Origin of the sequence: Paramuribaculum intestinale (assembly GCF_030759015.1) — a bacterium.
GTDB classification, from domain to species: Bacteria; Bacteroidota; Bacteroidia; order Bacteroidales; family Muribaculaceae; genus Paramuribaculum; species Paramuribaculum intestinale.
The window spans coordinates 1,492,078-1,514,646 of record NZ_CP098825.1; the positions used below are offsets into that span (position 1 = coordinate 1,492,078).

General features: G+C 42.9%; 20 protein-coding genes and 2 tRNA genes. 15 read left to right on the forward strand and 7 right to left on the reverse strand.

The window, feature by feature from the left end; genetic code table 11:
- Positions 1–17: 17 nt before the first annotated feature.
- Positions 18–1,538: a bifunctional metallophosphatase/5'-nucleotidase gene (locus NF347_RS06660; RefSeq protein WP_290377014.1), complete on the reverse strand. Its 1,521-nt coding sequence runs from the start codon at positions 1,536–1,538 to the stop codon at positions 18–20.
- A gap of 456 nt (positions 1,539–1,994) precedes the next feature.
- Here NF347_RS06660 and NF347_RS06665 point away from each other — a divergent pair.
- A tRNA-Arg gene (locus tag NF347_RS06665) sits at positions 1,995–2,071 on the forward strand.
- 23 nt (positions 2,072–2,094) lie between these two features.
- A tRNA-Arg gene (locus tag NF347_RS06670) sits at positions 2,095–2,171 on the forward strand.
- 278 nt (positions 2,172–2,449) lie between these two features.
- On the opposite strand, the gene NF347_RS06675 is transcribed toward NF347_RS06670, so the two are convergent.
- From NF347_RS06675 to NF347_RS06695, 5 genes are all read right to left on the reverse strand, one after another.
- Complete coding sequence (locus tag NF347_RS06675) at positions 2,450–2,611, reverse strand: transposase (protein WP_107037110.1); 162 nt, start codon at positions 2,609–2,611, stop codon at positions 2,450–2,452.
- 116 nt (positions 2,612–2,727) lie between these two features.
- Positions 2,728–3,693, reverse strand: a complete 966-nt coding sequence (locus tag NF347_RS06680) for an ISAon1 family transposase (RefSeq protein WP_237613087.1) — start codon at positions 3,691–3,693, stop codon at positions 2,728–2,730.
- Positions 3,668–4,039 (reverse strand): ISAon1 family transposase N-terminal region protein, encoded by a 372-nt coding sequence (locus NF347_RS06685; RefSeq protein ID WP_107037111.1) that lies wholly within the window; start codon positions 4,037–4,039, stop codon positions 3,668–3,670. The genes NF347_RS06680 and NF347_RS06685 overlap by 26 nt, the downstream gene beginning before the upstream one ends.
- A 164-nt stretch (positions 4,040–4,203) precedes the next feature.
- The gene (locus NF347_RS06690) at positions 4,204–5,169 is read right to left on the reverse strand and encodes an ISAon1 family transposase (RefSeq protein WP_289744932.1); all 966 of its coding nucleotides are present in this window, start codon (positions 5,167–5,169) and stop codon (positions 4,204–4,206) included.
- Complete coding sequence (locus NF347_RS06695) at positions 5,144–5,515, reverse strand: ISAon1 family transposase N-terminal region protein (RefSeq protein ID WP_107037119.1); 372 nt, start codon at positions 5,513–5,515, stop codon at positions 5,144–5,146. Before NF347_RS06695 ends, NF347_RS06690 begins: the two co-directional genes overlap by 26 nt.
- 383 nt (positions 5,516–5,898) lie before the next feature.
- Here NF347_RS06695 and NF347_RS06700 point away from each other — a divergent pair, with 383 nt between their 5' ends.
- From NF347_RS06700 to NF347_RS06730, 7 genes are all read left to right on the forward strand, one after another.
- Complete coding sequence (locus tag NF347_RS06700) at positions 5,899–7,323, forward strand: site-specific integrase (protein ID WP_107036944.1); 1,425 nt, start codon at positions 5,899–5,901, stop codon at positions 7,321–7,323.
- Positions 7,324–7,326: 3 nt separating this feature from the next.
- Positions 7,327–8,037, forward strand: a complete 711-nt coding sequence (locus NF347_RS06705; protein ID WP_107036943.1) for a hypothetical protein — start codon at positions 7,327–7,329, stop codon at positions 8,035–8,037.
- A gap of 86 nt (positions 8,038–8,123) precedes the next feature.
- Positions 8,124–9,347, forward strand: coding sequence for an IS4 family transposase (locus tag NF347_RS06710; protein WP_068960910.1), 1,224 nt, complete (start codon positions 8,124–8,126; stop codon positions 9,345–9,347).
- Between the two features lie 206 nt (positions 9,348–9,553).
- On the forward strand, positions 9,554–10,528 hold the full coding sequence (locus tag NF347_RS06715) for a ComEC/Rec2 family competence protein (RefSeq protein ID WP_133166454.1): 975 nt from the start codon (positions 9,554–9,556) through the stop codon (positions 10,526–10,528).
- An 89-nt stretch (positions 10,529–10,617) separates the two neighbouring features.
- On the forward strand, positions 10,618–12,138 hold the full coding sequence (locus NF347_RS06720) for an ATP-binding protein (RefSeq protein WP_107036941.1): 1,521 nt from the start codon (positions 10,618–10,620) through the stop codon (positions 12,136–12,138).
- Positions 12,139–12,163: 25 nt separating this feature from the next.
- Positions 12,164–12,448 carry a hypothetical protein gene (locus NF347_RS06725; protein ID WP_107036940.1) on the forward strand — a complete coding sequence of 95 codons (285 nt, stop codon included), beginning with the start codon at positions 12,164–12,166 and terminating at the stop codon, positions 12,446–12,448.
- Positions 12,449–13,009, forward strand: a complete 561-nt coding sequence (locus NF347_RS06730) for a phosphohydrolase (RefSeq protein WP_107036939.1) — start codon at positions 12,449–12,451, stop codon at positions 13,007–13,009. It abuts the gene before it with no gap.
- Between the two features lie 264 nt (positions 13,010–13,273).
- Here NF347_RS06730 and mobA read toward each other — a convergent pair whose 3' ends face one another.
- Complete coding sequence (gene mobA / locus NF347_RS06735) at positions 13,274–13,705, reverse strand: conjugal transfer protein MobA (RefSeq protein ID WP_107036938.1); 432 nt, start codon at positions 13,703–13,705, stop codon at positions 13,274–13,276.
- A 1,018-nt stretch (positions 13,706–14,723) separates the two neighbouring features.
- Here mobA and NF347_RS06740 point away from each other — a divergent pair.
- The 6 genes from NF347_RS06740 to NF347_RS06765 all read left to right on the forward strand — a co-directional run bounded on the left by NF347_RS06740 (position 14,724) and on the right by NF347_RS06765 (position 22,567).
- Positions 14,724–14,993 (forward strand): helix-turn-helix domain-containing protein, encoded by a 270-nt coding sequence (locus NF347_RS06740; protein ID WP_107036937.1) that lies wholly within the window; start codon positions 14,724–14,726, stop codon positions 14,991–14,993.
- Positions 14,994–15,213: 220 nt separating this feature from the next.
- Positions 15,214–16,116, forward strand: a complete 903-nt coding sequence (locus tag NF347_RS06745) for an IS982 family transposase (RefSeq protein WP_107036936.1) — start codon at positions 15,214–15,216, stop codon at positions 16,114–16,116.
- A gap of 221 nt (positions 16,117–16,337) precedes the next feature.
- Positions 16,338–17,252 carry a DNA cytosine methyltransferase gene (locus NF347_RS06750; RefSeq protein WP_107036875.1) on the forward strand — a complete coding sequence of 305 codons (915 nt, stop codon included), beginning with the start codon at positions 16,338–16,340 and terminating at the stop codon, positions 17,250–17,252.
- The gene (locus NF347_RS06755) at positions 17,236–18,126 is read left to right on the forward strand and encodes a DNA cytosine methyltransferase (protein WP_107036866.1); all 891 of its coding nucleotides are present in this window, start codon (positions 17,236–17,238) and stop codon (positions 18,124–18,126) included. The genes NF347_RS06750 and NF347_RS06755 overlap by 17 nt, the downstream gene beginning before the upstream one ends.
- An 8-nt stretch (positions 18,127–18,134) precedes the next feature.
- Positions 18,135–20,609 carry a type IIL restriction-modification enzyme MmeI gene (locus NF347_RS06760; RefSeq protein ID WP_306254336.1) on the forward strand — a complete coding sequence of 825 codons (2,475 nt, stop codon included), beginning with the start codon at positions 18,135–18,137 and terminating at the stop codon, positions 20,607–20,609.
- A gap of 2 nt (positions 20,610–20,611) precedes the next feature.
- Positions 20,612–22,567, forward strand: a complete 1,956-nt coding sequence (locus NF347_RS06765; protein ID WP_107036868.1) for a DEAD/DEAH box helicase — start codon at positions 20,612–20,614, stop codon at positions 22,565–22,567.
- Positions 22,568–22,569 lie beyond the last annotated feature (2 nt).

Consider the following 22,569-nt stretch of genomic DNA (forward strand, 5'->3'; position numbering starts at 1 on the left):
ATTTAGATTTCCTAAGATTACTGTTTGTCGCCGATCGGCATCCTCACGGCAGTGTCAGGAGTTATTCTCTTTCCGAGGCTCGACTTTCCGGCGAGAAGTCCGATAACATCGTCGTAAAGCAACGCCTCGCTACGTTTCTCTATAGCGGCATTCTTCAGACTGCTAAGGAAATCGCCGCCAAGAGCGAGGTAGTCGATGGTGGCGACTTTATATCTCCGCAATGGGTCGATCTTCCTGCCATTGACCAGGACTTCGCGGCATGTCAGCGTCAAGGGATCGATCTCCGCCATGGCTCCGCTGATGCCGTCGCCCTTGCGCCCGGCCATTACTTCAAAAGCTTGAAGCAGGTCGGCTCCGGTCACGTCTATCACCACCACATGGTTGTCGAACGGAAGCATCTGCATGACCGCACCCTTTGTTATCGTGCCGCTGTCGAGATCGCACCGTATGCCGCCCCGGTTCATTATTGCCATATCCACAGGCGCTCCATTGAGGCGTGTACCGATCTCCATGACAAGGTCGCTGATCAGATTGACCAACCCCCAGTCGGCCTTGCGCAACGGAGCCGACGCCTCAGCCACCGGAATAGACAGAATCGAGTCAACCGTCGACCGATAAGGCTCAAGGATTTCGGCCACGGCAGGATTCACCCGATCGTCAAGACGCGAATCGACCGGTATAACCGAAGTTGTCACCTTAAGATCGGCCAGATCTATGTCGGCCTTGCCCACATAGGCGCCAGTCGATCCGGCCTGGGCTATGATCACGCTGTCGCCATTGGCATTGAGCGCGAACCATGCCGGCGATTCAGGATCGGAAGGATTGACGAGCGTGTGGGAATGTCCGCCGATGATGAGATCTATATCCTCGCTGTTTCGGGCAAGATCCATGTCGGTATAACCGGGGGCTACAGCATGTCCGATATGCGTCAGTGCCACCACCATATCAACCTTTTCGTTGTGTTTGAGATGCCATGCCGTGGCATTGGCCGCCTTTATACCGTCGAGATATTTCACTCCCCTGCTGTTGAACGCCGATATCATGCCGTCCGGATCAATATTTATGGCGATAAAAGCGATCCGCCGGTCGCCGACCGTGCGGATCTCGTAGGGCTTGAACATTGAGTCGAGAGGCGTATCGGTCAGATCATAGTTGGTGGTCAGACGCGATGCCTTCAGCTGCCCCCACTCCCGCGCCAGAGCCTCCATGCCGTTGTCAAACTCATGGTTGCCAAGAATCTGGATATCATAGCCGAGAGCATTCATCATCTTGCGCTCCACTTCGCCCCCGAAGAGCGAATAATAAAGCGTGCCCTGCACGGCATCGCCGGCATCGACAAGCAACACATTGGCTTCCGCATTACGAACGCTATCGATAAGCGCCTGACGACGCAATACGCCGCCACGCCCCGACGCATCAGGATCAATGCGGCTATGCGTATCGTTGGTGTGCAGTATTATGAAGTGGCCGGCAGGTTCCGAGGCTGCGACTGAAGCGACACACACTGCCGAGGCCGCGAATAAGCTGAATCTATTCATCAAGTATTTAGTAACTTTCAAAAGTCTGTTGATATTATTAAACTCATCAGTAAACAGTGGGTCATACACAAACTCGATCCCGACACAGCATAACGCCTCGACTACGATGATCACATCACTTCATCGATGCGCGGATAGATGCATCCGAATGCGGATTTTGCCCCGCCGGGTCGATCTATATCACCACTTATGCTGACAAAGTTAACCATTTTCTGTGTCAATTGCAAGACAAGATTCCTTATCGTAACCGCTATTTAGCAGCAACGACGCATCTATAGCCCGCGCCAAAACCTAAGTAGCCAAAAAACAACAAACACTGACGCTCAATACTTTGCGACCAGCGAAGATTATTAACAGCAAAAAAGTCGTAAAAAAATTTGGCCACTACCAAAAAAGATATTAACTTTGCAGTCGCAAACGAGATCGAGAGCGATTTCATGAAATTTGCACAATGATGGCTCCTTAGCTCAACTGAATAGAGCATCTGACTACGGATCAGAAGGTTACAGGTTTGAATCCTGTAGGAGTCACCAACATCTCCCCTCTCCCCAATGATGGCTCCTTAGCTCAACTGAATAGAGCATCTGACTACGGATCAGAAGGTTACAGGTTTGAATCCTGTAGGAGTCACCACCCAAAAGCGCTGTGTCAACATCTGACACAGCGCTTTTTCTTTTCTCCTACGAACCTTAGTCTATATTCGTTCAGACTGTAGAATCCCGACGACAACGACAATATTTCTTCCTAAAGATTCCCCAAATGGTCACCAATAATCCCGGCGATCTATTTATTAATTTTGCGCACAAGGAAAGTCGACGCCTGCACAATGCAACGACCAAAAGAGTCGGATATGGGCTCAAGCCGAAAGCACGGTGCATATGTTAAATTGGGCAATTAGAAGTGTTAAATTTTTAAGCGTAGAGTTTGACCAATCGGAAGATGAAGAAGTCGCGGTCTCGGACACCACGCATTTGTGAGCGAAATATTTTGACTTTAGAGTTGAATGCCTCGGCAGAGGCATTGGTCGCATGATGACGGAAGTAGTTCAGGCTCAAGCCGAAAGCACGGTGCATATGTTAAATTGGGCAATTAGAAGTGTTAAATTTTTAGGCGTAGAGTTTGACTAATCGGGCTCAAGCCGAAAAGCACGGTGCATATGTTAAATTGGGCAATTAGAAGTGTTAAATTTTTAGGCGTAGAGTTTGACTAATCGGAAGATGAAGAAGTCGCGGTCCCGGACACCACGCATTTGTGAGCGAAATATTTTGACTTTAGAGTTGAATGCCTCGGCAGAGGCATTGGTCGCACGACGACGGAAATAGTTCAGGATTGTTGGGGCGTGGTTCTTGAATGTTTTGATTACCGAGCGGAAGTTGTTGTTACCCAATGCCATTACCTTTTCATACCACTTGTTCATCCTCCCCATGGCTTTTGTCGGTGAGATTTTAGCGTTGAAAATCTTGCGCAGCTCCATCGCAAGGCTGTATGCAGCCTTCAACATTGGATAGTATTTGAACAGTATGTTGACACGATGGCGCTGTATGTCAGTCCATTTGTTCTGCGACATCATCAGAGTGTGTTTGCTGCGGGCCAGTATCTGGCGCATGGTCTCTCCGTTGGAGTACGTTACCGGCGGTTCGGACTTGTTGCGGTTGTTTTCCTCTGCGATGAGCTGTCGGCGAATGTCAATGCGGATTTCGTCAACGGCCTCATTATAGACCTGTTGGACATGAAAACGGTCGTTGACTACATGGGCGTTATAGAACACTTCTGCGGCTATGAGCATCATTGATGGCGAGAGATCGCAGGTCACTTCCTTGACCCTGCGTCTGATTGATTTCTCCATAGCTCCGATGAGTATGGATATAATTTCGTCACTCTTTGTTCCGGGAATGGCTGCCGCAAGTGTTCCCTTGCCTCCGTGGCCGTCCTTGTTGGTCAGGAACGTCCATACCTCCCCGTTGCTCAGACACGTCTCATCAAGACTCATGTAAGGGCCGATATTATCGGCGTTGAAATAGAACCCACAGCCAAGCTCCTGTTCGCACCAGTCGGCGTAACCGCTTATCTTATTGCGGTACAAGTCGGCAAAATGTTTGCCGTTGACGCAGTACATCTGCGCTATCTGTTTAATCGACAGGGCTGTCGTCTCCACCTTCGTCTTTTAAAAAAGCCACGAACTCGGCGCTGAGTCGTGTTCCTTCCTCGTTGGGAAGTTCGAGATTGTAGCTGAAGATTTCGTTGGTCTGCCTGTCCCACCACTTGTTCTTGCGCATGTGAAGAAATACAGGCCGTCCACGCATCGGATAGTCCTGTATTGTTACATAATCCGTATAGCCTCGCGCTACGATATTTGGATTACGATAGTCTTCATCAGACAGTTTCTTCTTTTCGTCAAGCCATATGTCATAGGACTGTTCCGTGCGCTCGAAGCGCACCATTTCAAATAGTTCGTCCATGCCCTCGGGCAGGCACATCCATATTGCATCTGCGGTTTTCATGCCACAAATTTAACACTTTTCTCAAAATTCATGCACCGTGCTTTCGGCTTGACCCCGGATATGTCCTAAAACATAACAAAAGATAGCAATTATATTCATATTAATTGGGCTCAAGCCGAAAGCACGGTGCATATGTTAAATTGGGCAATTAGAAGTGTTAAATTTTAGGCGTAGAGTTTGACCAATCGGAAGATGAAGAAGTCTCGGTCTCTTACTCCACGCATCTGCGATCGGAAGATCTTGACCTTTGAGTTGAATGCCTCGGCCGAGGCGTTGGTGGCCCTCCTGCGAAAGTAGTTGATTATTGTCGGGGCATGGTTCTTGAATGTCTTGATCACGGAACGGAAGTTATTGTTGTCCAATGCCATTACTTTCTCATACCATTTGTTCATCTTCCCTAATGCCTTGGTCGGTGAGATTTTCAGATTAAATATGCGGCGTAGCTCCATCGCGAGCTGATACGCAGCTTTGAGTATCGGATAGTGCTTGAATAGAATGTTGGCTCGATGTCGCTGTATGTCAGTCCATTTGTTCTGCGACATCATCAGTGTGTGCTTGCTGCGGGCAAGTATCTGACGCATGGTCTCGCCGTTGGAGTACGTCATCGGCGGCTCGGACTTGTCGCGGGAATTGTCCTCTGCTATGAGCTGACGGCGGATGTCGACACGGATTTCATCGACAGCCTCGTTGTAGACCTGCTGTACGTGGAAACGGTCGTTGACAACGTGTGCGTTGTAGAAAACCTCGGCGGCAATGAGCATCATTGACGGCGACAGATCGCACGTCACTTCTTTCACCCGGCGTCTGACTGATTTTCCCATCGCGCCGATAAGAATCGATATTATCTCATCGCTCCTGGTGCCGGGAATGGCCGCCGCCAGCGTTCCGGGGCCGCCATGACCGTCCTTGTTGGTGAGGAAAGTCCATACCTCCCCGTTGCTCAGACAGGTCTCGTCAAGGCTCATGTACGGGCCGATGTTGGCGGCGTTGAAGTAGAATCCGCAACCGAGTTCGCTCTCGCACCACTGGGCGTAGCCGCTCAGCTTATTGCGGTATAAGTCAGCAAAATACTTGCCGCTTACGCAGTACATCCGCGCTATGTGCTTAATCGACAGGGCTGTCGTCTCCACCTTCGTCTTTTAAAAAAGCCACGAACTCGGCACTGAGTCGTGTCCCTTCTTCGTTGGGAAGTTCAAGGTTGTAGGAGAATATCTCGTTTGTTTTCTTGTCCCACCACTTGTTCTTGCGCATATGCAGATACACAGGACGACCCCGCAAGGGATAGTCCTGTACGGTAACATAGTCCGTGTAGCCTCTCGCTACGATATGGGGATTACGAAAATCCTCATCAGACAATTTCTTCTTCTCGTCAAGCCATATGTCGTAGGATTGGTCTGTCTTTTCAAACCTGACCATCTCAAACAGCTCGTTTAAGCCTTCGGGTAAAAACTGCCAAAATGCATCACTGGTTTTCATGACGCAAATTTAACACTTTTCCCAAAATTCATGCACCGCACTTTCGGCTTGAGCCGGACAAAAGGAGGACAAAAATTAAAAGAGAAATCCCGCAACTCTTGATTTTCAATGAGTTACGGGATCTTACAGTGCCCAGAACAGAACTACTAAAACTGCATTCTATTACTTTCTAATACTTTTATATATTACTCTATATTAGCGTATTACAAAAATATTACAGATTTTAGAGAGTCTTTGAATTGCTTAAAATAGCGGAATTTTGCCTGTAAATTTGCCTGTAAAATCATTTTGAGTTACCTTTGCATCTGGATTCGGGGCAAACCTTGCCTTTGTTACAGGCAAAATTGCCTCTAATCGTATTTATAACTCTAATATTCTCTCCAATGGTGACATTCAGATTTGAACTCAACGGACGACCGACCAAGAACAAGACATATGTGGTGTATCTTCGTGTGACTGTCGGCGGCAAAAGAAAACTTATCAAGACGATGGTCGAGATTACCCGACCTTCTGATTTTAATGCTAAATGTAAAAGCGAGAATTGGATACGTGGCGGTGTCCGCGACGCAAAGGTTCTCAATGCACAACTGGCCGATATTCTCGCCAAGGCGAAGGAAACATATAAAGAACTCGACAAGGAGGGTGAGGTAACGACCGTCGCTCTTGCCAAGGAGATGAACACCGAGGCTGTTTCACCTTCGTTTCTAGCTTTTGCGCGTGAGCGGGCTCAGATGATATATGATAACGGCGGGTGGCGCAACTGGCGTAAGTATTGTGGGCTTATCAATAAGATGGATGCCTTCCGAAAGAAACGTCGTATGGCTGACATTACTGTTGCCGACATGACGGTTGAGCTATTGACTCGCTTTGACAACTTTCTCCACAAGTGGGAAAATGAGCGTGAGCCGGGGAAACTGTTGCACCCGAACACTATCGAGGTGCAGTTCAATATACTCCGCACACTGGTTCATCGCGCTATTGAGGTCGGTATAATGGAGGCATCGAAAGATCCATTTCTTGTTTTTAAGTACAAAGGAGTTAAAACAACGAAAGAAAAACTGAGCGACACCGAGATGGAGCGTATCATCGCGCTCGAATTGGAAGAAGGCTCCCTGATTTGGCACTGTAAGAATTATTTCTTGTTCAGCTATTATTGCGCAGGAATCCGTGCTGCCGATTTGATTCAACTCCGGTGGCGTAACGTAACGGAGAATGGCAGACTGCACTACCAAATGGGCAAGAACCATAAAGACCGAGACCTCTTGCTTGTCGATCAGGCTTTGGATATACTTCGGTATTATCATAATGATGATGTCAAACAGGATGATTATATCTTCCCTTTGCTTGACAATGATGCACCGTTTGCAAAATTTGTCACCCAGGCAGATAAGGACAGAATGAAGCCGGAACTGCGTCATCAACTCTATCAGCAAATATCGGCCAAAAATGCCCTTATCAATAAATATCTGAAGAAGATTGCAGAAAAGGCGGAGATTACCACCAATCTTACTATGCATATCAGTCGGCACGCCTTCGCGCACATCGCGCAAGAGGCCGGGGCAGAAAGTTCCGCTATCAAGAATATTCTTGGCCATAGCAACCTCGCTACAACCGAGCGATATATGGGTAGCTTCGACACATCCAAGACGGACAACACGCTGCGAACTCTTTTCAAAAAGAAACCCACACCAAAACCACAAGCCGAGGACATCCTCAATGGACTATCAAAAGAGGAGCAAGCCATCGCACTGCTGAAAGGTATGTCTCCAGAACAAATCATGGCTGTTATCAGCGCAATCAATAAATAAATTATGAAAGTCATATCTAAACAGGAATATACCGAATTAATGGAGTTCATTGAACCTCATTTAAAGGATCTTTGGAACCATAAAAATAAAGAAAGGATTAATCAAGAGAAAGAACCCTTAAATATCTTTCAATTTGGGTTTTCAATAGTAGATATTTATAATTATAAAATTGATGCTGACACTCAATTTTATATGATTTTTAATAGTACATTTCTACGAGTAATCTATCAAGGTATTCAAAACGCATTACAAGAATATCCTGATAATTTTGGGACAGGAAACGCCTCAGATGTAATTGAGGCCCTCTATAATGTTAGTGGATATAAACGTTTTGGTTCAATTGAAGACTATATTCAGTTTCTGACAGATCATTTATGTTGTTATATAGTGTACCGTGAGAATGGAATTTTTAGTGACAACATATTGCGAGTTGATCTTCTACGCCAAATACTTCCGAGTAAAGACAATGATGCAAAGAATGATTTTGTTGGAGGACTTCTTCATACTTTAAAACATTTCTCAATAGACAATCAAAACCTATCAACAGGTATCTATGTACATAATATATTTGATATCCATCACCTTATGTACCTTATTGCAATGTCATTTAGACTTCGCACGGGAGAAGGTTGTAAATATAAAGCAGTACAAGAGTTATCAGATGGAAAAATGCTCGCATTTTTCTATTATTACTGTCCGCTAAACTTTTTTTGAGCGATTGAAAAATTAGGGCTGACACCTATTGCAGGAGTCAGCCCTAAATGGTTATTTTGGTGTCGCCAAACAATCCATGAATAACCATGAGTAAAAGTAGTAATTTCTTCGGACAGCCGATATATGGACAGCTGATAAAATCACTCAATCGTGAAAAAATTGTTGAATTCAGCCGAAAACACGGCGGAGAGAAGTATGTAAAGAGCTTTGACGGCTATACGCATCTGCTTACGATGCTCTATGCCGTGATCCAGCGCTTCGACTCATTGCGTGAGATAGAGACATCTATGACAGCGGAGGTTCGCAAACTGCACCATGTCGGAATTGATACTGTACCAAAGCGCAGCACCCTGTCGGATGCAAATGCCCGACGGTCAGAGAAGTTCTTTGAGGATGTCTATCGCGACCTGTATGCAGCCAACAAAGACATTCTTTCATCGGACAGCAGACGCAACGGCACGGAAGAGTGGATAAAGCAGCTTAGGATTATCGATTCCACTACAATCACATTGTTCTCCAACGCTATTTTCAAGGGCGTTGGTCGACACCCCAAGACGGGAAAGAAGAAAGGCGGCATAAAGGTACACTCTGTCATACACGCCAACGAGGGGGTTCCCTGCGATGTGCAGTTCACTTCGGCGGCCACCAATGACTCTTTCATGCTTGCTCCGAGCCATTACAGCCACAACGAGATAGTCGCTCTTGACCGCGCCTATATCAATTATGCCAAATTTGAGGAACTGACGGACCGTGGCGTTGTATATGTCACCAAAATGAAGAAAAACCTCAGTTATGAGGTACTTGTAGACTGTATGCATCAGAATCCGCAGGGACTGATGGAATACCGTGAACAGGTCGTGGTGTTCCGTAAAGACGGTATAAACCACATCGCCAGAATAATTACATACGTTGACATCAAGAAGAACGGGAAGCCAAAACTCATATCGCTTCTGACCAACGACTTCGACATGCCGCCAGAGACAATCGTGGCGATATACCGCCGCCGATGGCAGATAGAGTCTCTTTTCAAGCAGATCAAACAGAACTTCCCCTTGAGATACTTCTATGGCGAGAGCGCCAACGCCATCAAAATCCAGATATGGGTTACACTCATCGCAAATCTGCTGCTGTCAGTACTTCAAAGCAAACTCGAAAGACGTTGGAGCTTCTCAGGGCTGGCTACAATCGTCAGAATTGTGCTGATGTATTACCTGAATCTCGAAAAGTTCCTCAATCAGCCCGATGCAGACCTGAAAATCATGCTCGCCGAAGCATCGGAATCGCCTCCCGAAGTTCCTGAAAACTGCTGAGGGGGCTTGTCAAATACAAAAAGTAAGCCCAACTTCTGCCGTTCAGGAAGTTGGACTCGCCTTTTTATGGTTTAGCGGACAGTAATATTTTTCTATAGGGAGCCAGAGACAGGCGTTTATTTTCTAAATAGCTATTATAAAAAGAATTAACTATAATGCAAATTGTAGAGAGAACCTTTTATAGAGTGGGTAATGGTTTGTTCGGAATGGAACATACCAACGATATAATAAGTGTGTATGATTGTGGAAGTACAAACCAACGACTTGTCAATAATGCCATTGACAGGGCGGCTAAAGCCTACCCCCGGGATATACCTATAGATAATATATTTATATCCCATTATGATAAAGATCATGTAAATGGGCTGCTAAGATTCTTACAAGAATATACACAAGTTAGACGGGTGATATTACCTATGATACCTAATCTAACTAGAGTTATCAATAGTTCTTCTACAAGTAACAGGTTTCTATCTGATTTTATTATAGATCCGGAGGCTTATATACGCAATGTTTCACCTCAAACAAATGTGATATTCGTTGATGCAACCGATAGGGACAACAATATTAATGATAGGATACAAGATAGCGAAGAAATAAATCTGAGTTATATTGAGAATGGTGCGACTGTACCCAGTAGATTTCAGATTTTTACTATCAATGATTGGATATACATAATTTATAATAGAAGATTGCTAAATGATGCCGAGATTGCCACGTTCATGAAAAAGCTGGGACTGCCACCTACTGCAACAACTGATGAGATAATCTCAGTTCTCAAACAAAAAGGTACCTCCCTGAAAAAATCATTGGATCAGGTATTAACGAATAATGAGATTGAAAATCTGAATGATTACAGTATGGTGGTATGGAGTGGACGAAAAGATTTGTGTCATGGCTGCCTTTATACAGGAGACTATAATGCCAAGAAATATCATAAAGAGCTTGCAAATATATACGGACGATTGAGGTCTCACACAGACATAATCCAGATACCTCATCATGGGTCAATAAATAATTTTAGGCCGGAGATCTGTTCACAAAATTCTATACATGTTGTCTCAGCATCTAAGGGTCCATATAAATCCCGACAAATAGTCAATCCTAATAGTGTCATAACTACAATTCGTAATAGCGGTTTTATTTGTTCAGATACCCGAACCAAAGACATAACTATTTGAAGCAGTGCCAATATATTGTTAGTCTATATTTACCGAGAGTTGTGTAATCCACGAAAAATGAGTAATTTTGCAACCTGAAAAGAAACGATATGCCTCTGACAAAAGAAGAAATACAGTCGCTGTTGAGCGACATAGAGAATGAGCGCGTGGAGCGCACATTGTCCACCGATAACACCAAGAAAATATCGGAGGCTATCTGCTCATTTGCCAATGACATTCGTAATACGAATAAGCCCGGTTATTTTCTCATAGGTGCCGACGATAACGGTAATCTTGATGGACTGACTTTTAGCGATGCACAGTTGCGTTCATATGCTGGGTTACGTAATACCGGAACAATTCTTCCGCCTCCCGCAATGATGGTTTATAAGGAGACATTCCCAGAAGGAGAAGTTGCCGTCATTGAAGTTCAGCCAAGCGAAGATACTCCCGTGCGATACAAAGGCGTTATCTGGATTAGAATTGGAGCAAGAAAGGCAGAGGCAAATACTGAGGAAGAGCGCATCCTGACCGAAAAGGGTCAGATTCACAGTTCTTCTTTCGATGGTCGTCCATGTCGCGAAGCTACCATTGATGACATTGACATAGATCTGTTCAAGAATGAGTATTTGCCGAAGGCTGTATCGCCGGTTACTTTAGCGAAGGATAAGCGCAGCGTAATTCAGCAGCTTGCTTCTTTGCGACTTTTCGATACTCGTTTCAACTGTCCGACTTATGCCGGTATTCTTTTGTTAGGACACGACCCGCAGTATTTTATTCCGGGAGCATACATTCAGTATGTCAAATTTGCAGGAACTACTCGTGCGACAAAAGTATTGAAGGAAAACCGCTTCAAAGGCAATTTGATTTCAATGCTAAAAGAGCTGGAGTATTTCATCAAATATTCCATCGAGAGCAAACGCCCGGAGTTTGTGAGTGTCCTTCGCGAAGAACCACGCATTAACTATCCTTGGGAGGCAATCCGTGAACTTGCAATGAATGCCGTAATGCACCGCGCCTATAATGGTAATAACTCCCCGATAAAATTCTACGAATACAACGACCGCATAGAGATTGACAACCCCGGTAATTTATACGGCAAAGTCAATTTGGAGAACTTTCCTAATGAAACCGACTATCGCAACCCTAATATAGCCGAGATAATGCTGAATCTGGGTTATGTCAATCGTTTCGGCAGCGGTGTAAATACTGTATCAACACTTCTCGAAGAAAATAAGAGCAACCCTGCGGAATTTCTTCTCGGTGACTATACCACATTCAAAGTTATTGTTCAGAATGCTGATGTCATAGAAAATGGCACCGATGGCACCGATAAAACGCCTAGAATTATAGTGAACACTACGGAAAGTGGCACCGATGGCACCGATAAATCTGAATTTGGCACCGATAATGGCACCGATGGCACTAATAGTGGCACCGATGAAATATCTCGTGAAGATGCGATTGTGAATCTAATGCGTAAAAACAAGCGTATAAGCATCAAAGAAATCTCATCACAACTAAACATTCCGAGAAGAACCTTATTCCGAATTATTGATACACTAAAATCAGATGGACGCATCCGTCGTGTAGGTTCTGAGAAATCCGGGACATGGGAAGTCATTGAATAAATGTGATAATTGAAGGGAAGCAAATATGGAAGGCTCAGTAATCTCTAAAGAATTGATTGAGGCGTTCCGCCCTATCATAGAGATCAATAACGCACAATTTCGGCAAGTTAAGACTATGCTTGCTGGATTTATCGCTACGCAAGAAAGAGATCTGGACTATATGGATGGGTATATGGACACTCTTTTCAATTTTATGGATCCACGATCAGATACCGAGACGTTAATGCGCCAATACTATAATTATATCGCTACTTTTGATCCGAAGGAAGCGAAGGCGCGCATTGAACGCCTTGAAGATGATATGGGATAGATGACCAAAATCGTGTATGCCGCCGGATCGGTGGCTCATAAATTGCATACTGGACAAATGGATAAAGGAGGTAACGATTATTTTGAATCACACCTTCTAAAAGTAGCGTCAAGAGGATTCGATTGGAAAGAAAAGGTTGTGGGATTTCTACATGATGCCTCCGAGGATTGCGATGTGACTGTTGAGGATGTTCTGAGAATGCTTGATGCAGAAATATCGAAAGTGGTTGAAAATCCGGAAGAGAATTGGTGGGAAGAGTGGATGGAAGACATTGATGTATATCCATGCGAAGTAACCCACTCTATAACCGATGAAGAACGTGAAGAACTAAAAAATGCACTGAATCTCCTCAATCATCATACTGCATCTTCAAGAGAAGAATATATCGCACATATATCAGAAAACCGTCTTGCATTGAGAGTCAAGATGCATGATCTGGAGAACAACATGGATTTAACCCGTATCCCACAGCCAACAGCGAAAGACTTTGCTCGCGTTGAGCGTTACCGAAGAGAATACGAGTTTTTAACAAACGCCCTTCATAACTGTGTTTCAGGATGAAATCCATAATGAATGCTAACCGCCAAGACTCCGGTTATTAGTGCTGAGATGGCCGATGTTTGATGTCATAGATGATTCCACCAATGTCATAGTAAAAAGTTTCGTTTCATAGATAATGTCACTAATAAATTCAATGTTGGCACCGATGGCACCAATGGAATGGTATAGAATAATCAGCGAAATAATCAAAATCCATAATACATCGGCAAGGAGTGATGCTCCCTGCCGATGCTGTTTTAATGAGGCCTTACTACTTGATGTAGTTTAGGATTGGTTGAGTTGCTGCAACCATTGTGCCTCAAATCGCTTGGCGAGTTCTTTTACCTCGTGCATAACCGAGGTCATTTCCAATGTGGCTTTCTCCAGCTTGTAGAGCATTGTCATAGCCTTATTTTCTGAAAATCCCGACTTGAGTTCCTTCACAACAAGGTCATAATTGACCCCGACAGTGCGGAACTGGGCGAAAAATTCCGAGAGTTTGGCGCAGAATACTGCAAGTGAGCGGTCGGTTTTCAGCACCCGGAACGGGCGCGAGAACACCAGTTGTTTGATAAAAGTGGCTTTCACATCCTGATTGGCTTTCTCCATCATCCCGATGAAGCTGTCCCATTCGAGGTCATCAAAGCGCACTTTGACGCAGTGAATACATTTGTTGGCGACAGGCGGTCGCCCTCCTTTGTTGAAATTTTCTGCCATTGAATGTCTGATTCAACGGTTTCACTTCCACTCCAGCCTGAGGCAACGCAGTTTGTAGATGGTGAACGCGACTTTGGAGCGTTCACAACCTTGCAAGGTTGTTTTGTGGGAGTGGGTCCCTCAAAACCTTTTCGGACCCCGAAAAGACACCTTGCTATGTACACGTGTACATCTAATTCGATAAGAAAAAATGAGGTTTGAGAATCAGAGTCCGGTTGACCCTCTTTGCCTCGGTTTTCTTGTGTGCGGCCTCTCTCATGAGGCTGAATGAGCATGGAAGCTTGATATAAAGATAGCAAAAATTTCCGAGACTGCCAAATCCGGACTGACTCCCGAAAAAATCTTCACTCCGGAAATGTTAAAGTTTTTGCCTTATATCGGTGCGTTTGCTTGCCAAACCGCGCCAAAATGCGCCAAGTATCTGAAACTCAAAAATTTGAAAGATTTTAAGATTTGGAAATGCCCTTCTTTTTTGTTATCTTTGCAGAGCATTTGACCCAGATATCTGTCTTCATGTCACGATATAATTATGAAGATACACACGGATGGACATCGTTAGACACGTATATGGGAAGATTGCTGAAGAGAGTTCTTTGAATGTATGTAGAGACAGGTCTATCCATAAAACTGCCTGTGTATGTCCTTCCATAGAGTTCAACCTTATTTTGGATTTATGTTTGTTGGGAACTTCTTATCGAACGATGTATGCAACAGTATTTGAATTTACCTCTCTTAATATATAGCAATATAGCTTTCGATCTAATTACCTATATAGATAGGTATCTATAGCCCTATGGCCGTCAGGCTGTCGGCAACCGGTGATGAGTGAGCATCCGAAGCCCCTCCCGGCAGTGAGGGAAGCGGCACTGCGAAGTGTCGGATAAATGCTGCCATACCCGTCCGCATCCGTGCTGACGGTAGCAATTCGAGAACAATACGGATGTTGTTCTCAAATTCCAAATAGAATATGCCCAAATCATTGAGGAATTCTTATTCCAACAACACACCACCGCCCCTCATGCTCCTAATTCCCCAAGAAGAATGGCAATCATTGCATGAGAAACTTGACCGACTGACCGACATGGTCGAGAAAACCCAAAAAGGCAGCTCCAACTGCGACTGGCTCGAATCCGAAGAGGCGCGAAAACTCCTCGGCATCTCACCAAAAACATGGCAGAACTACCGCGATCAACGCCTCATCCCCTTCTCGCAGATAGGCCGCAAAATCTACGTCAACCGCGCCGACCTCGACACCTTCCTCCGCTCGCACCGCATAGGAAAAAAGTAATAACAAAAGCGTCAATACCCTCTCCAAACGTATGAGGGAATTGGCGTTTTGAGAGTAAAATTGAGATTAATAAACGTGAGTTCGATATAAGCAATAGACCATTCACCAATAAAACAATCAGCCATTTAGTTTTACACTAAATGGCTGATTTTCTTGGCATTCTCGCGAAAAAACCGTAAATTTACAGTGCCTAATTGCAAGATTTACAAGAATTTGCGCTATGATTACCGAGAACAAAATTACTGAAATTTTCTGTCTTGCCGATGATTTCTGCAAGTATTTTTCTTCTGAACTCAAAAAGTATCAGCTCAGTGATGGCAGGAAGCATCGCAATAAGCTGGGACGGCTTTCCGATGCCGAGGTCATTACCATTCTGATTCTTTTTCACAGTAAGGGATTCCGATGCCTCAAACACTTTTACATGCAGTATGTCTGCAAGCATCTTACGCACTTGTTCCCCAAGACAGTATCCTACAACAGATTTGTTGAATTGCAAAAGTCCGTGCTGTTGTCACTCACGGTATTCATCAAAGAAGTATTGCTTGGGACTTGTTCCGGCATTGCGTATGTTGATTCAACACCGTTGAGAGTTTGCAAACACCAACGCATACTTATACACAAGACTTTCAAAGGTATAGCCCAGCGGGGCAAATGCTCGATGGGATGGTTCTTCGGCTTTAAGCTGCACCTGATCATCAATGACAAAGGTGAGATTCTGAACTTTATGTTTACACCGGGCAATGTCGATGACCGTCAGCCTCTGTATTCAGAGTCATTTATTGAAAATGTAAAGGGCAAGCTCTGTGGAGATAAAGGATATATCGGCAAGCAACTGTTTGAGTTTCTGTTCATGAATGGAGTTCAGCTTATCACAAAAGTCAAGAACAACATGAGGAACTCGCTGATGTCTGTTTCCGACAAGATTATGCTTCGCAAAAGGGCTTTGGTTGAATCTGTTAATGACGAACTTAAGAACATCGCTCAGATAGAACACTCAAGACATCGGTCTTTCGCAAATTTCATAACCAATGCCCTGAGTGCAATAGCTGCATATTGTTTCTTCCCGAAGAAACCGTCTATCTCTTTGGAATTTGTCGCTGACAAGCAACTGACGTTGTTCTGATTACTTATGTCGAACTCACGTTAATAACTGTCCGATATATCAGTTTTAACTCTCTCCATATCCGATATGTCGTAAAAAAATGCTAACTTTGCAATCAGCACATTTTATGCTGACAATAGACCAATTATGTAAGATAGAACTAATATTAAAAATATAGTTTAAGCTTCCTTGTAGATGCTAACGGCTTGGTCTCCGGTCAGCACTATAAGGAAGTTTATGTTATGAGAGATTCAGAACTGAAAGTTGTGGATTTGTTCTGTGGATGTGGTGGCATGTCCATGGGATTTGAGAAAGCCGGATTCAATGTTGTAGCATCCTACGACAATTGGGATCCTGCAATTGCTGTGTATCGCCTCAACTTCCAACATCCTATATATAAACGAGATCTTCTTGACACCAAAGACGTGTCTGATATAGCGTCACACAAACCTGATGTTATTATTGGTGGTCCCCCTTGCCAAGATTTTTCGAGTGCAGGACATCGAGATGAGACTCTTGGCAGAGCCAATCTCACCTTATCGTATGCTGATATAATCACCAAGATACTACCTCGCTTTTTCGTTATGGAAAATGTCCCTACAATCAAAAAGAGCGAAAAACTTGAAATCATAAAACGCCAATTCAAGGAGGCTGGTTATGGTCTCAGTGAACTTGTTCTTGATGCAAGCTTATGTGGGGTGCCCCAGAAGCGAAAACGATTCTTTTTGATAGGTCATCTTGGCGGAGTTGATGAGGCATTGTTGCCGTTTTTGAAAAAGCACTTGGCAACTAAATCTCTAACATTACACGACTACTTTGGAGACACATTAGGCTTTGAATATTACTTTCGGGTTCCTCGTTCATATAGTAGGCGCGGAATATTCAGTATATATGAACCCGCCATGACAGTCCGAGGGGTAGATCGCCCTGTTCCAAAAGGATACCCCGGGCATCCTGGGGATCCCATTCCAATGAATGATTCAATTCGTACTTTGACTATTGAAGAACGAAGCCAGTTTCAGACATTCCCTAAAGATTTTAGATATGAAGGATCTAAGACAGTTGTTAACCAAATGATTGGAAACGCCGTACCAGTCAATTTGGCTAAATATGTAGCAACCGCTCTAAAAGAATATATCTATGCCTCGATTAGTTGATTTATTCTGTGGATGTGGCGGTATGTCTCTTGGATTTCAAGAGGCAGGCTTTGATATTATAGAATCTTTTGACAACTGGGCTCCTGCGATTGCAACCTATTCTGCCAACTTCAATCATCCCATAACATCTCTTGATCTTTCAGATAGCGATAGAATAATTTCCCACTTAAAAGACAGGGATATAGACATAATAATCGGTGGTCCACCATGTCAGGATTTTTCTATAGCAGGAAAAAGGGATTTTCTTGGAAATCGGGCGAATCTTACTTTGTCATACGCTAAAGCAGTCACCTCTTTGGCTCCAAAATGGTTTGTGATGGAGAACGTGTATAATATCCAAAAATCACCGATTTTTCAAGAGGCAATAAAAATATTTTCAGAAGCTGGATATGGATTAAATATCCGAATCTTGGATGCGAGCCTTATGGGAGTACCCCAACAAAGGAAAAGATGCTTTGTAATAGGGAAAATGGGTGCTAAAGACAATTTCTTAGATCAGATCATAGATTCTAAATTAAGTACAAGCCATACTACTGTAAGACAATACTTAGGCGAAACATTAGGAACGGATTTCTATTATATGCACCCTCGGAGTTACAATCGCAGGGCGATATTTTCAATTGACGAACCAAGTTCAACGATTAGAGGAGTCAATCGTCCCATGCCTGCCACATATAAGTTTCACCCGGCGGACAAATGTACTGATTATTCAAAAATCAGAGCTTTGTCATATATAGAGAGGAGTTATCTTCAAACCTTCCCAAATGGTTATAAATTTAAGGGCTCCAATGCTCAAATTGAACAACAAATAGGGAATGCCGTCCCTGTTAAGATGGCAGAATTTGTGGCAACTATAATATTTGAGAACTTCTGATGAAGACGTTGGAACAAATAAAACACGCTCTTGAATCAATCGAATTAAATTCGATTGAACACTGGCTGTCTACCCTTTTGGAAGCATTTGACATTCCAGGTATTACCATACGCAAGATATTAGATAAAATCGGAGAACGGCGAAATGTTGTCCCTATTAGTTTATATCGGCGAGCTGTGTTTTTGTATTCCACTGAAGATGATGACCTCTCCGTCTTTACACAATACCTTGATACATACCCAATCGTTTTTATTCTAAAAGATAGCACATTCAGTTTCTCTACCGGCTCCTTTCAGGAAGTTGGCGTACCCTATTCGGATGTATCGGACTATGTTACTGAATTTCAATCTCTTCAAAATCGTGGACGGATAGAGAAAGATTTATTTTCGACTCTTGATTTTGCCCCTATTGTCGCAGAACTTAATTCCAGATTGGGTTTACTTGACAATAATCCAATAGATGCTTTTAATTATATTATTGACCTCATTACCGTTGCATTTGTAGACCAAATTTTGGAACAGAATGTGATTCTAAAATATGAGAAATGGATGCGATCTTGTGAGCCGAACAACCTCAACGGATATGTATCACAAATAATATTTGAGGGTGAGTATAATCAATTCCTTAACCTTACATATCAAGACATAAAACATAATGCACATACAAAAGAATTAGTTATTAAGCTACTGAAATATGATGTCAAAGGAATAGACTCCGAAGTGCTGGGTTCTATAGTATATAAGATATTTGCGTCGTCAGAAGAATCGACTCTCTATGGGAATCAAACTGCAAAAACCTATATAAATAGGTTGTTTGAAGCTTTATTCGTAATCAAATTCCGAGATTCCCTTGAAAACTTAAATTACGATGATGCACTGAAAATATTGGAAGCATCTTACTTTGACCCAACGAATAGTCCGGGCAGTTTTATTGTGAACGCTTTCCTTAAATTGGTTGAGCTCTCTAACGAATACGCTCAGGTATCACATCGCAACGCTATTAAGATTGACTATGCTAATTTTGTTAGCGTGGTTGATAATGACATAGCTTTCAGACTGACAAAACTCAATTTCTTCATTGTTTGTATTCAGTACCAATTCTCCTATTTCCGAATTTCAAAAGAAATAGTATACAATATATTTAATGGATTACGAATATATAAAGACAATCAACTAAGGTGTTCTTGGGAGTCTTATTGCCCCAATAATGGTAATGTGTACATTATTGGAAGCCCCACGTTCAGAGGTAATCGCAAACTTTCTGTATCTCAGAAAAATGACATGAAATATGCCTGTGGCTTTTCAAAAATTACAGATGCAGACTATTCATCAGCATGGCTAATAAAGGGGGCGAACTATATTAGCGGAACAAAATCATCAATAGCATTGGTGTTAACCAATTCCGTATGTCAAGGCACACAGGTAGCGACAATATGGAAGCCAATATATCAGAAAGGCTGTCAAATATCCTTTGCATACAATTCATTCAAATGGATGAATCCAGAGAACAAAACAGTTGCTGTATCAGTCGTTATGATTGGATTACAGGGAATGCGTTCTGATGCTGTGAAGCTTCTGTTTAACAAATCGACTTGTTTTAGATGCCGTTCCATCGGCCCTTATCTTATTCAAAACTCAGAAGTGATTGTGGAAGCTCAATCGAGTCCAATCTCTCCACGTCCTAAAATGATAAAAGGTAACATGCCGTATGCTGCCGAGCAAGTGCTTTTTGATATAGATACTAAAACGGCACAAGTACAGCTCGATCCTGGGATAGAACCATACATCCGTAAAGTTTATGGCTCCAAGGAATTTATGGATAATGCCCCACGGTATTGTCTGTGGATTGCAGATGAACAATATGATGTTGCCATAACACATCCTTTTATCAAGGCTAAAATGGATGAAATATCATCTGCCCGAAGGGCGTTGAAAGACTGTCCTAAAAAGCTGTTGGACCAACCTCATAAATTCAGGGAAAATAATGACACCAACAGGGGAAGCCAAAGTCTTATTGTACCGTCGGTTTCCTCGGAAAACAGGCAATACCATCCAATGGGATTCGTATATAACGATTCTATTGTGACTAATCTATCATTCGCCATATATGATTGTGAAATATGGATTTTGGCACTTCTTGTTTCACGTATGCATAATGTCTGGTCAAAATTAGTATGCGGTCAATTAGAGTCTCGAAATCGGTACTCAAATGAGCTCGCCTATAACACTTTCCCATTTCCTCGTCTTTCAGTTGAAATCAAAGAAACGCTTAAAGAGTACACACTCAATCTTATTAAAATTCGAGAAGAGTTCTGCGAGGTACCAATTGGTCGATTATACTCAGACATGCCTCCAAAATTAAAAAATTTTCATGCCCAAATTGATGAATATGTCGATTCATTATATTCAAATGATCCGCTATTTTCTGACTATGACAGGCGCGCACTTCTCATCTCAATGTATGAATCCTCGATAAATGTATAGTTATGTTTAATCTAATCGAAGCTCAATATAATCAGAATGGCGCAAGTGTCAATACCAATAATATGGGCATGCGCGAAATGCAGCAACGTGCATATGAAAAATATGCGCAGCAATATATATTACTAAAAGCACCTCCTGCTTCAGGTAAATCGCGAGCTTTGATGTTTATCGCTCTTGAAAAACTCAAACAAGGGATGGTAAAAAAAGTCATTGTTGCTGTACCGGAGAAGTCTATAGGTAAATCTTTTGGCACAACGGCGCTGAAAGCAAATGGATTCCATTCAGATTGGAATCCAAATCCTAAATATGATCTCTGTGCACCCGGTGCGGACGCATCGCTAACCAATATACTCATTCGCTTTCTTCAGGATGATTCAGAAGACGCGAAAATCTTGATATGCACTCATTCGACTCTCAGATTTGCATATGCGAAGATTGGGAATCAATCATTTAATGACGTACTTCTGGCGATTGATGAATTTCATCACGTATCGGCGGAAGCAGATAACAAACTTGGCAACTTAATTCGAGACATCATGGCCAATACGAATGCTCATGTTTTGGCTATGACAGGCTCTTACTTCCGAGGCGATTGTACGGCAGTGCTTTCTCCCTTGGATGAATATAAGTTTAGACATGGCCGTGTAACCTACAACTACTATGAACAACTAAATGGCTATCAATATCTTAAATCATTGGGAATAGGGTTTCATTTTTATCAAGAAGGTTACTTAAATTCCATAAAAGATGTTTTGAACCTTGATGAAAAGACTATTATCTATATACCCAATGTCAATTCTGCCGAATCAACCAAAGAAAAACTTTACGAGGTTGATCAATTGGTTGATATTATTGGTACTTTTGACCATGTAGATGAGAACAACATCTATCATATTATAACAAGCACAGGCAAAGAATTAAAAGTTGCGGATTTAGTCACTCCAGGGAGCGATAGAGATAAGGTGCAAAACTATCTTCGAAATATGAAAAACGTTGATGATATTGATATTATCATCGCATTGGGAATGGCTAAAGAGGGTTTTGACTGGAAATATTGTCAAACCACACTCACTGTTGGCTATAGAGGTTCTCTGACTGAGATTGTCCAAATAATAGGTCGCTGCACGAGAGATAGCGAGAATAAGACCCACGCTCAATTTACAAATTTGATAGCAGAGCCGGATGCTGAAAGAGAACAGGTAACTCATTGTATCAATGATATACTGAAAGCTATATCCGCTTCCCTGCTAATGGAAGAGGTTGTTGCTCCCAAATACAACTTTACCCCAAAAACCAATGAAGACGGCACAAATACAGATGAACCTGTAATAAATATATCAGGATACCGTCCGATTAAATCCCAAGCAGTAAAAGATATTGTAGATAATGACCTTGTCGACTTGAAGGCAAGAATATATCAGAACCCTAACATTCAGGGTGCGATGATGGGAGCCGTACCTCCGGAAACCCTTACAAAGCATCTTATTCCTAAAGTTATTGAGGAATTGTACTCTGATCTATCAAGAGATGAAGTTAAACAACTCAGTGATTATATAGTGGTTGACTCTTTCCTCAATGCCGTACGAGGAACCGAAAAGTCTTCCGATCCTGCATCAGAATCAGAAGAATCACTTAATAAAAAGATAATCAAATTTGCCTCGCTGCTGAATGTAGCGGACTTGAACATGGATCTAATCTACTCGATAAATCCGTTCAATCAGGCATACGAGATAATTTCAAAACAATTAGATTCCAAGGTGTTTAAGGCAATACAGAATACTATCCGTGCGATGAAAATCGATATTACGGAAGAAGAAGCGCTTGATAATTGGCCTCTTATAAATGAGTTTTTCTCGAAATTCGGAAGAGAACCCAATCTCGATTCAATAGACCCATTTGAAAAAAGGTTAGCAGAATCCTTGTGCTTCCTTAAAAATCTCACACAATCAACTAAATAAAT

Bases quoted from the DNA above. Each gene is read 5' to 3' on its own strand.
- NF347_RS06660 (WP_290377014.1), bottom strand. From the start codon at position 1,538: ATGAATAGATTCAGCTTATTCGCGGCCTCGGCAGTGTGTGTCGCTTCA.
- NF347_RS06675 (WP_107037110.1), bottom strand. From the start codon at position 2,611: ATGCACCGTGCTTTCGGCTTGAGCCTGAACTACTTCCGTCATCATGCG.
- NF347_RS06685 (WP_107037111.1), bottom strand. From the start codon at position 4,039: ATGAAAACCGCAGATGCAATATGGATGTGCCTGCCCGAGGGCATGGAC.
- NF347_RS06695 (WP_107037119.1), bottom strand. From the start codon at position 5,515: ATGAAAACCAGTGATGCATTTTGGCAGTTTTTACCCGAAGGCTTAAAC.
- NF347_RS06700 (WP_107036944.1), top strand. From the start codon at position 5,899: ATGGTGACATTCAGATTTGAACTCAACGGACGACCGACCAAGAACAAG.
- NF347_RS06705 (WP_107036943.1), top strand. From the start codon at position 7,327: ATGAAAGTCATATCTAAACAGGAATATACCGAATTAATGGAGTTCATT.
- NF347_RS06710 (WP_068960910.1), top strand. From the start codon at position 8,124: ATGAGTAAAAGTAGTAATTTCTTCGGACAGCCGATATATGGACAGCTG.
- NF347_RS06715 (WP_133166454.1), top strand. From the start codon at position 9,554: ATGGAACATACCAACGATATAATAAGTGTGTATGATTGTGGAAGTACA.
- NF347_RS06720 (WP_107036941.1), top strand. From the start codon at position 10,618: ATGCCTCTGACAAAAGAAGAAATACAGTCGCTGTTGAGCGACATAGAG.
- NF347_RS06725 (WP_107036940.1), top strand. From the start codon at position 12,164: ATGGAAGGCTCAGTAATCTCTAAAGAATTGATTGAGGCGTTCCGCCCT.
- NF347_RS06730 (WP_107036939.1), top strand. From the start codon at position 12,449: ATGACCAAAATCGTGTATGCCGCCGGATCGGTGGCTCATAAATTGCAT.
- mobA (WP_107036938.1), bottom strand. From the start codon at position 13,705: ATGGCAGAAAATTTCAACAAAGGAGGGCGACCGCCTGTCGCCAACAAA.
- NF347_RS06740 (WP_107036937.1), top strand. From the start codon at position 14,724: ATGCTCCTAATTCCCCAAGAAGAATGGCAATCATTGCATGAGAAACTT.
- NF347_RS06745 (WP_107036936.1), top strand. From the start codon at position 15,214: ATGATTACCGAGAACAAAATTACTGAAATTTTCTGTCTTGCCGATGAT.
- NF347_RS06750 (WP_107036875.1), top strand. From the start codon at position 16,338: ATGAGAGATTCAGAACTGAAAGTTGTGGATTTGTTCTGTGGATGTGGT.
- NF347_RS06755 (WP_107036866.1), top strand. From the start codon at position 17,236: ATGCCTCGATTAGTTGATTTATTCTGTGGATGTGGCGGTATGTCTCTT.
- NF347_RS06765 (WP_107036868.1), top strand. From the start codon at position 20,612: ATGTTTAATCTAATCGAAGCTCAATATAATCAGAATGGCGCAAGTGTC.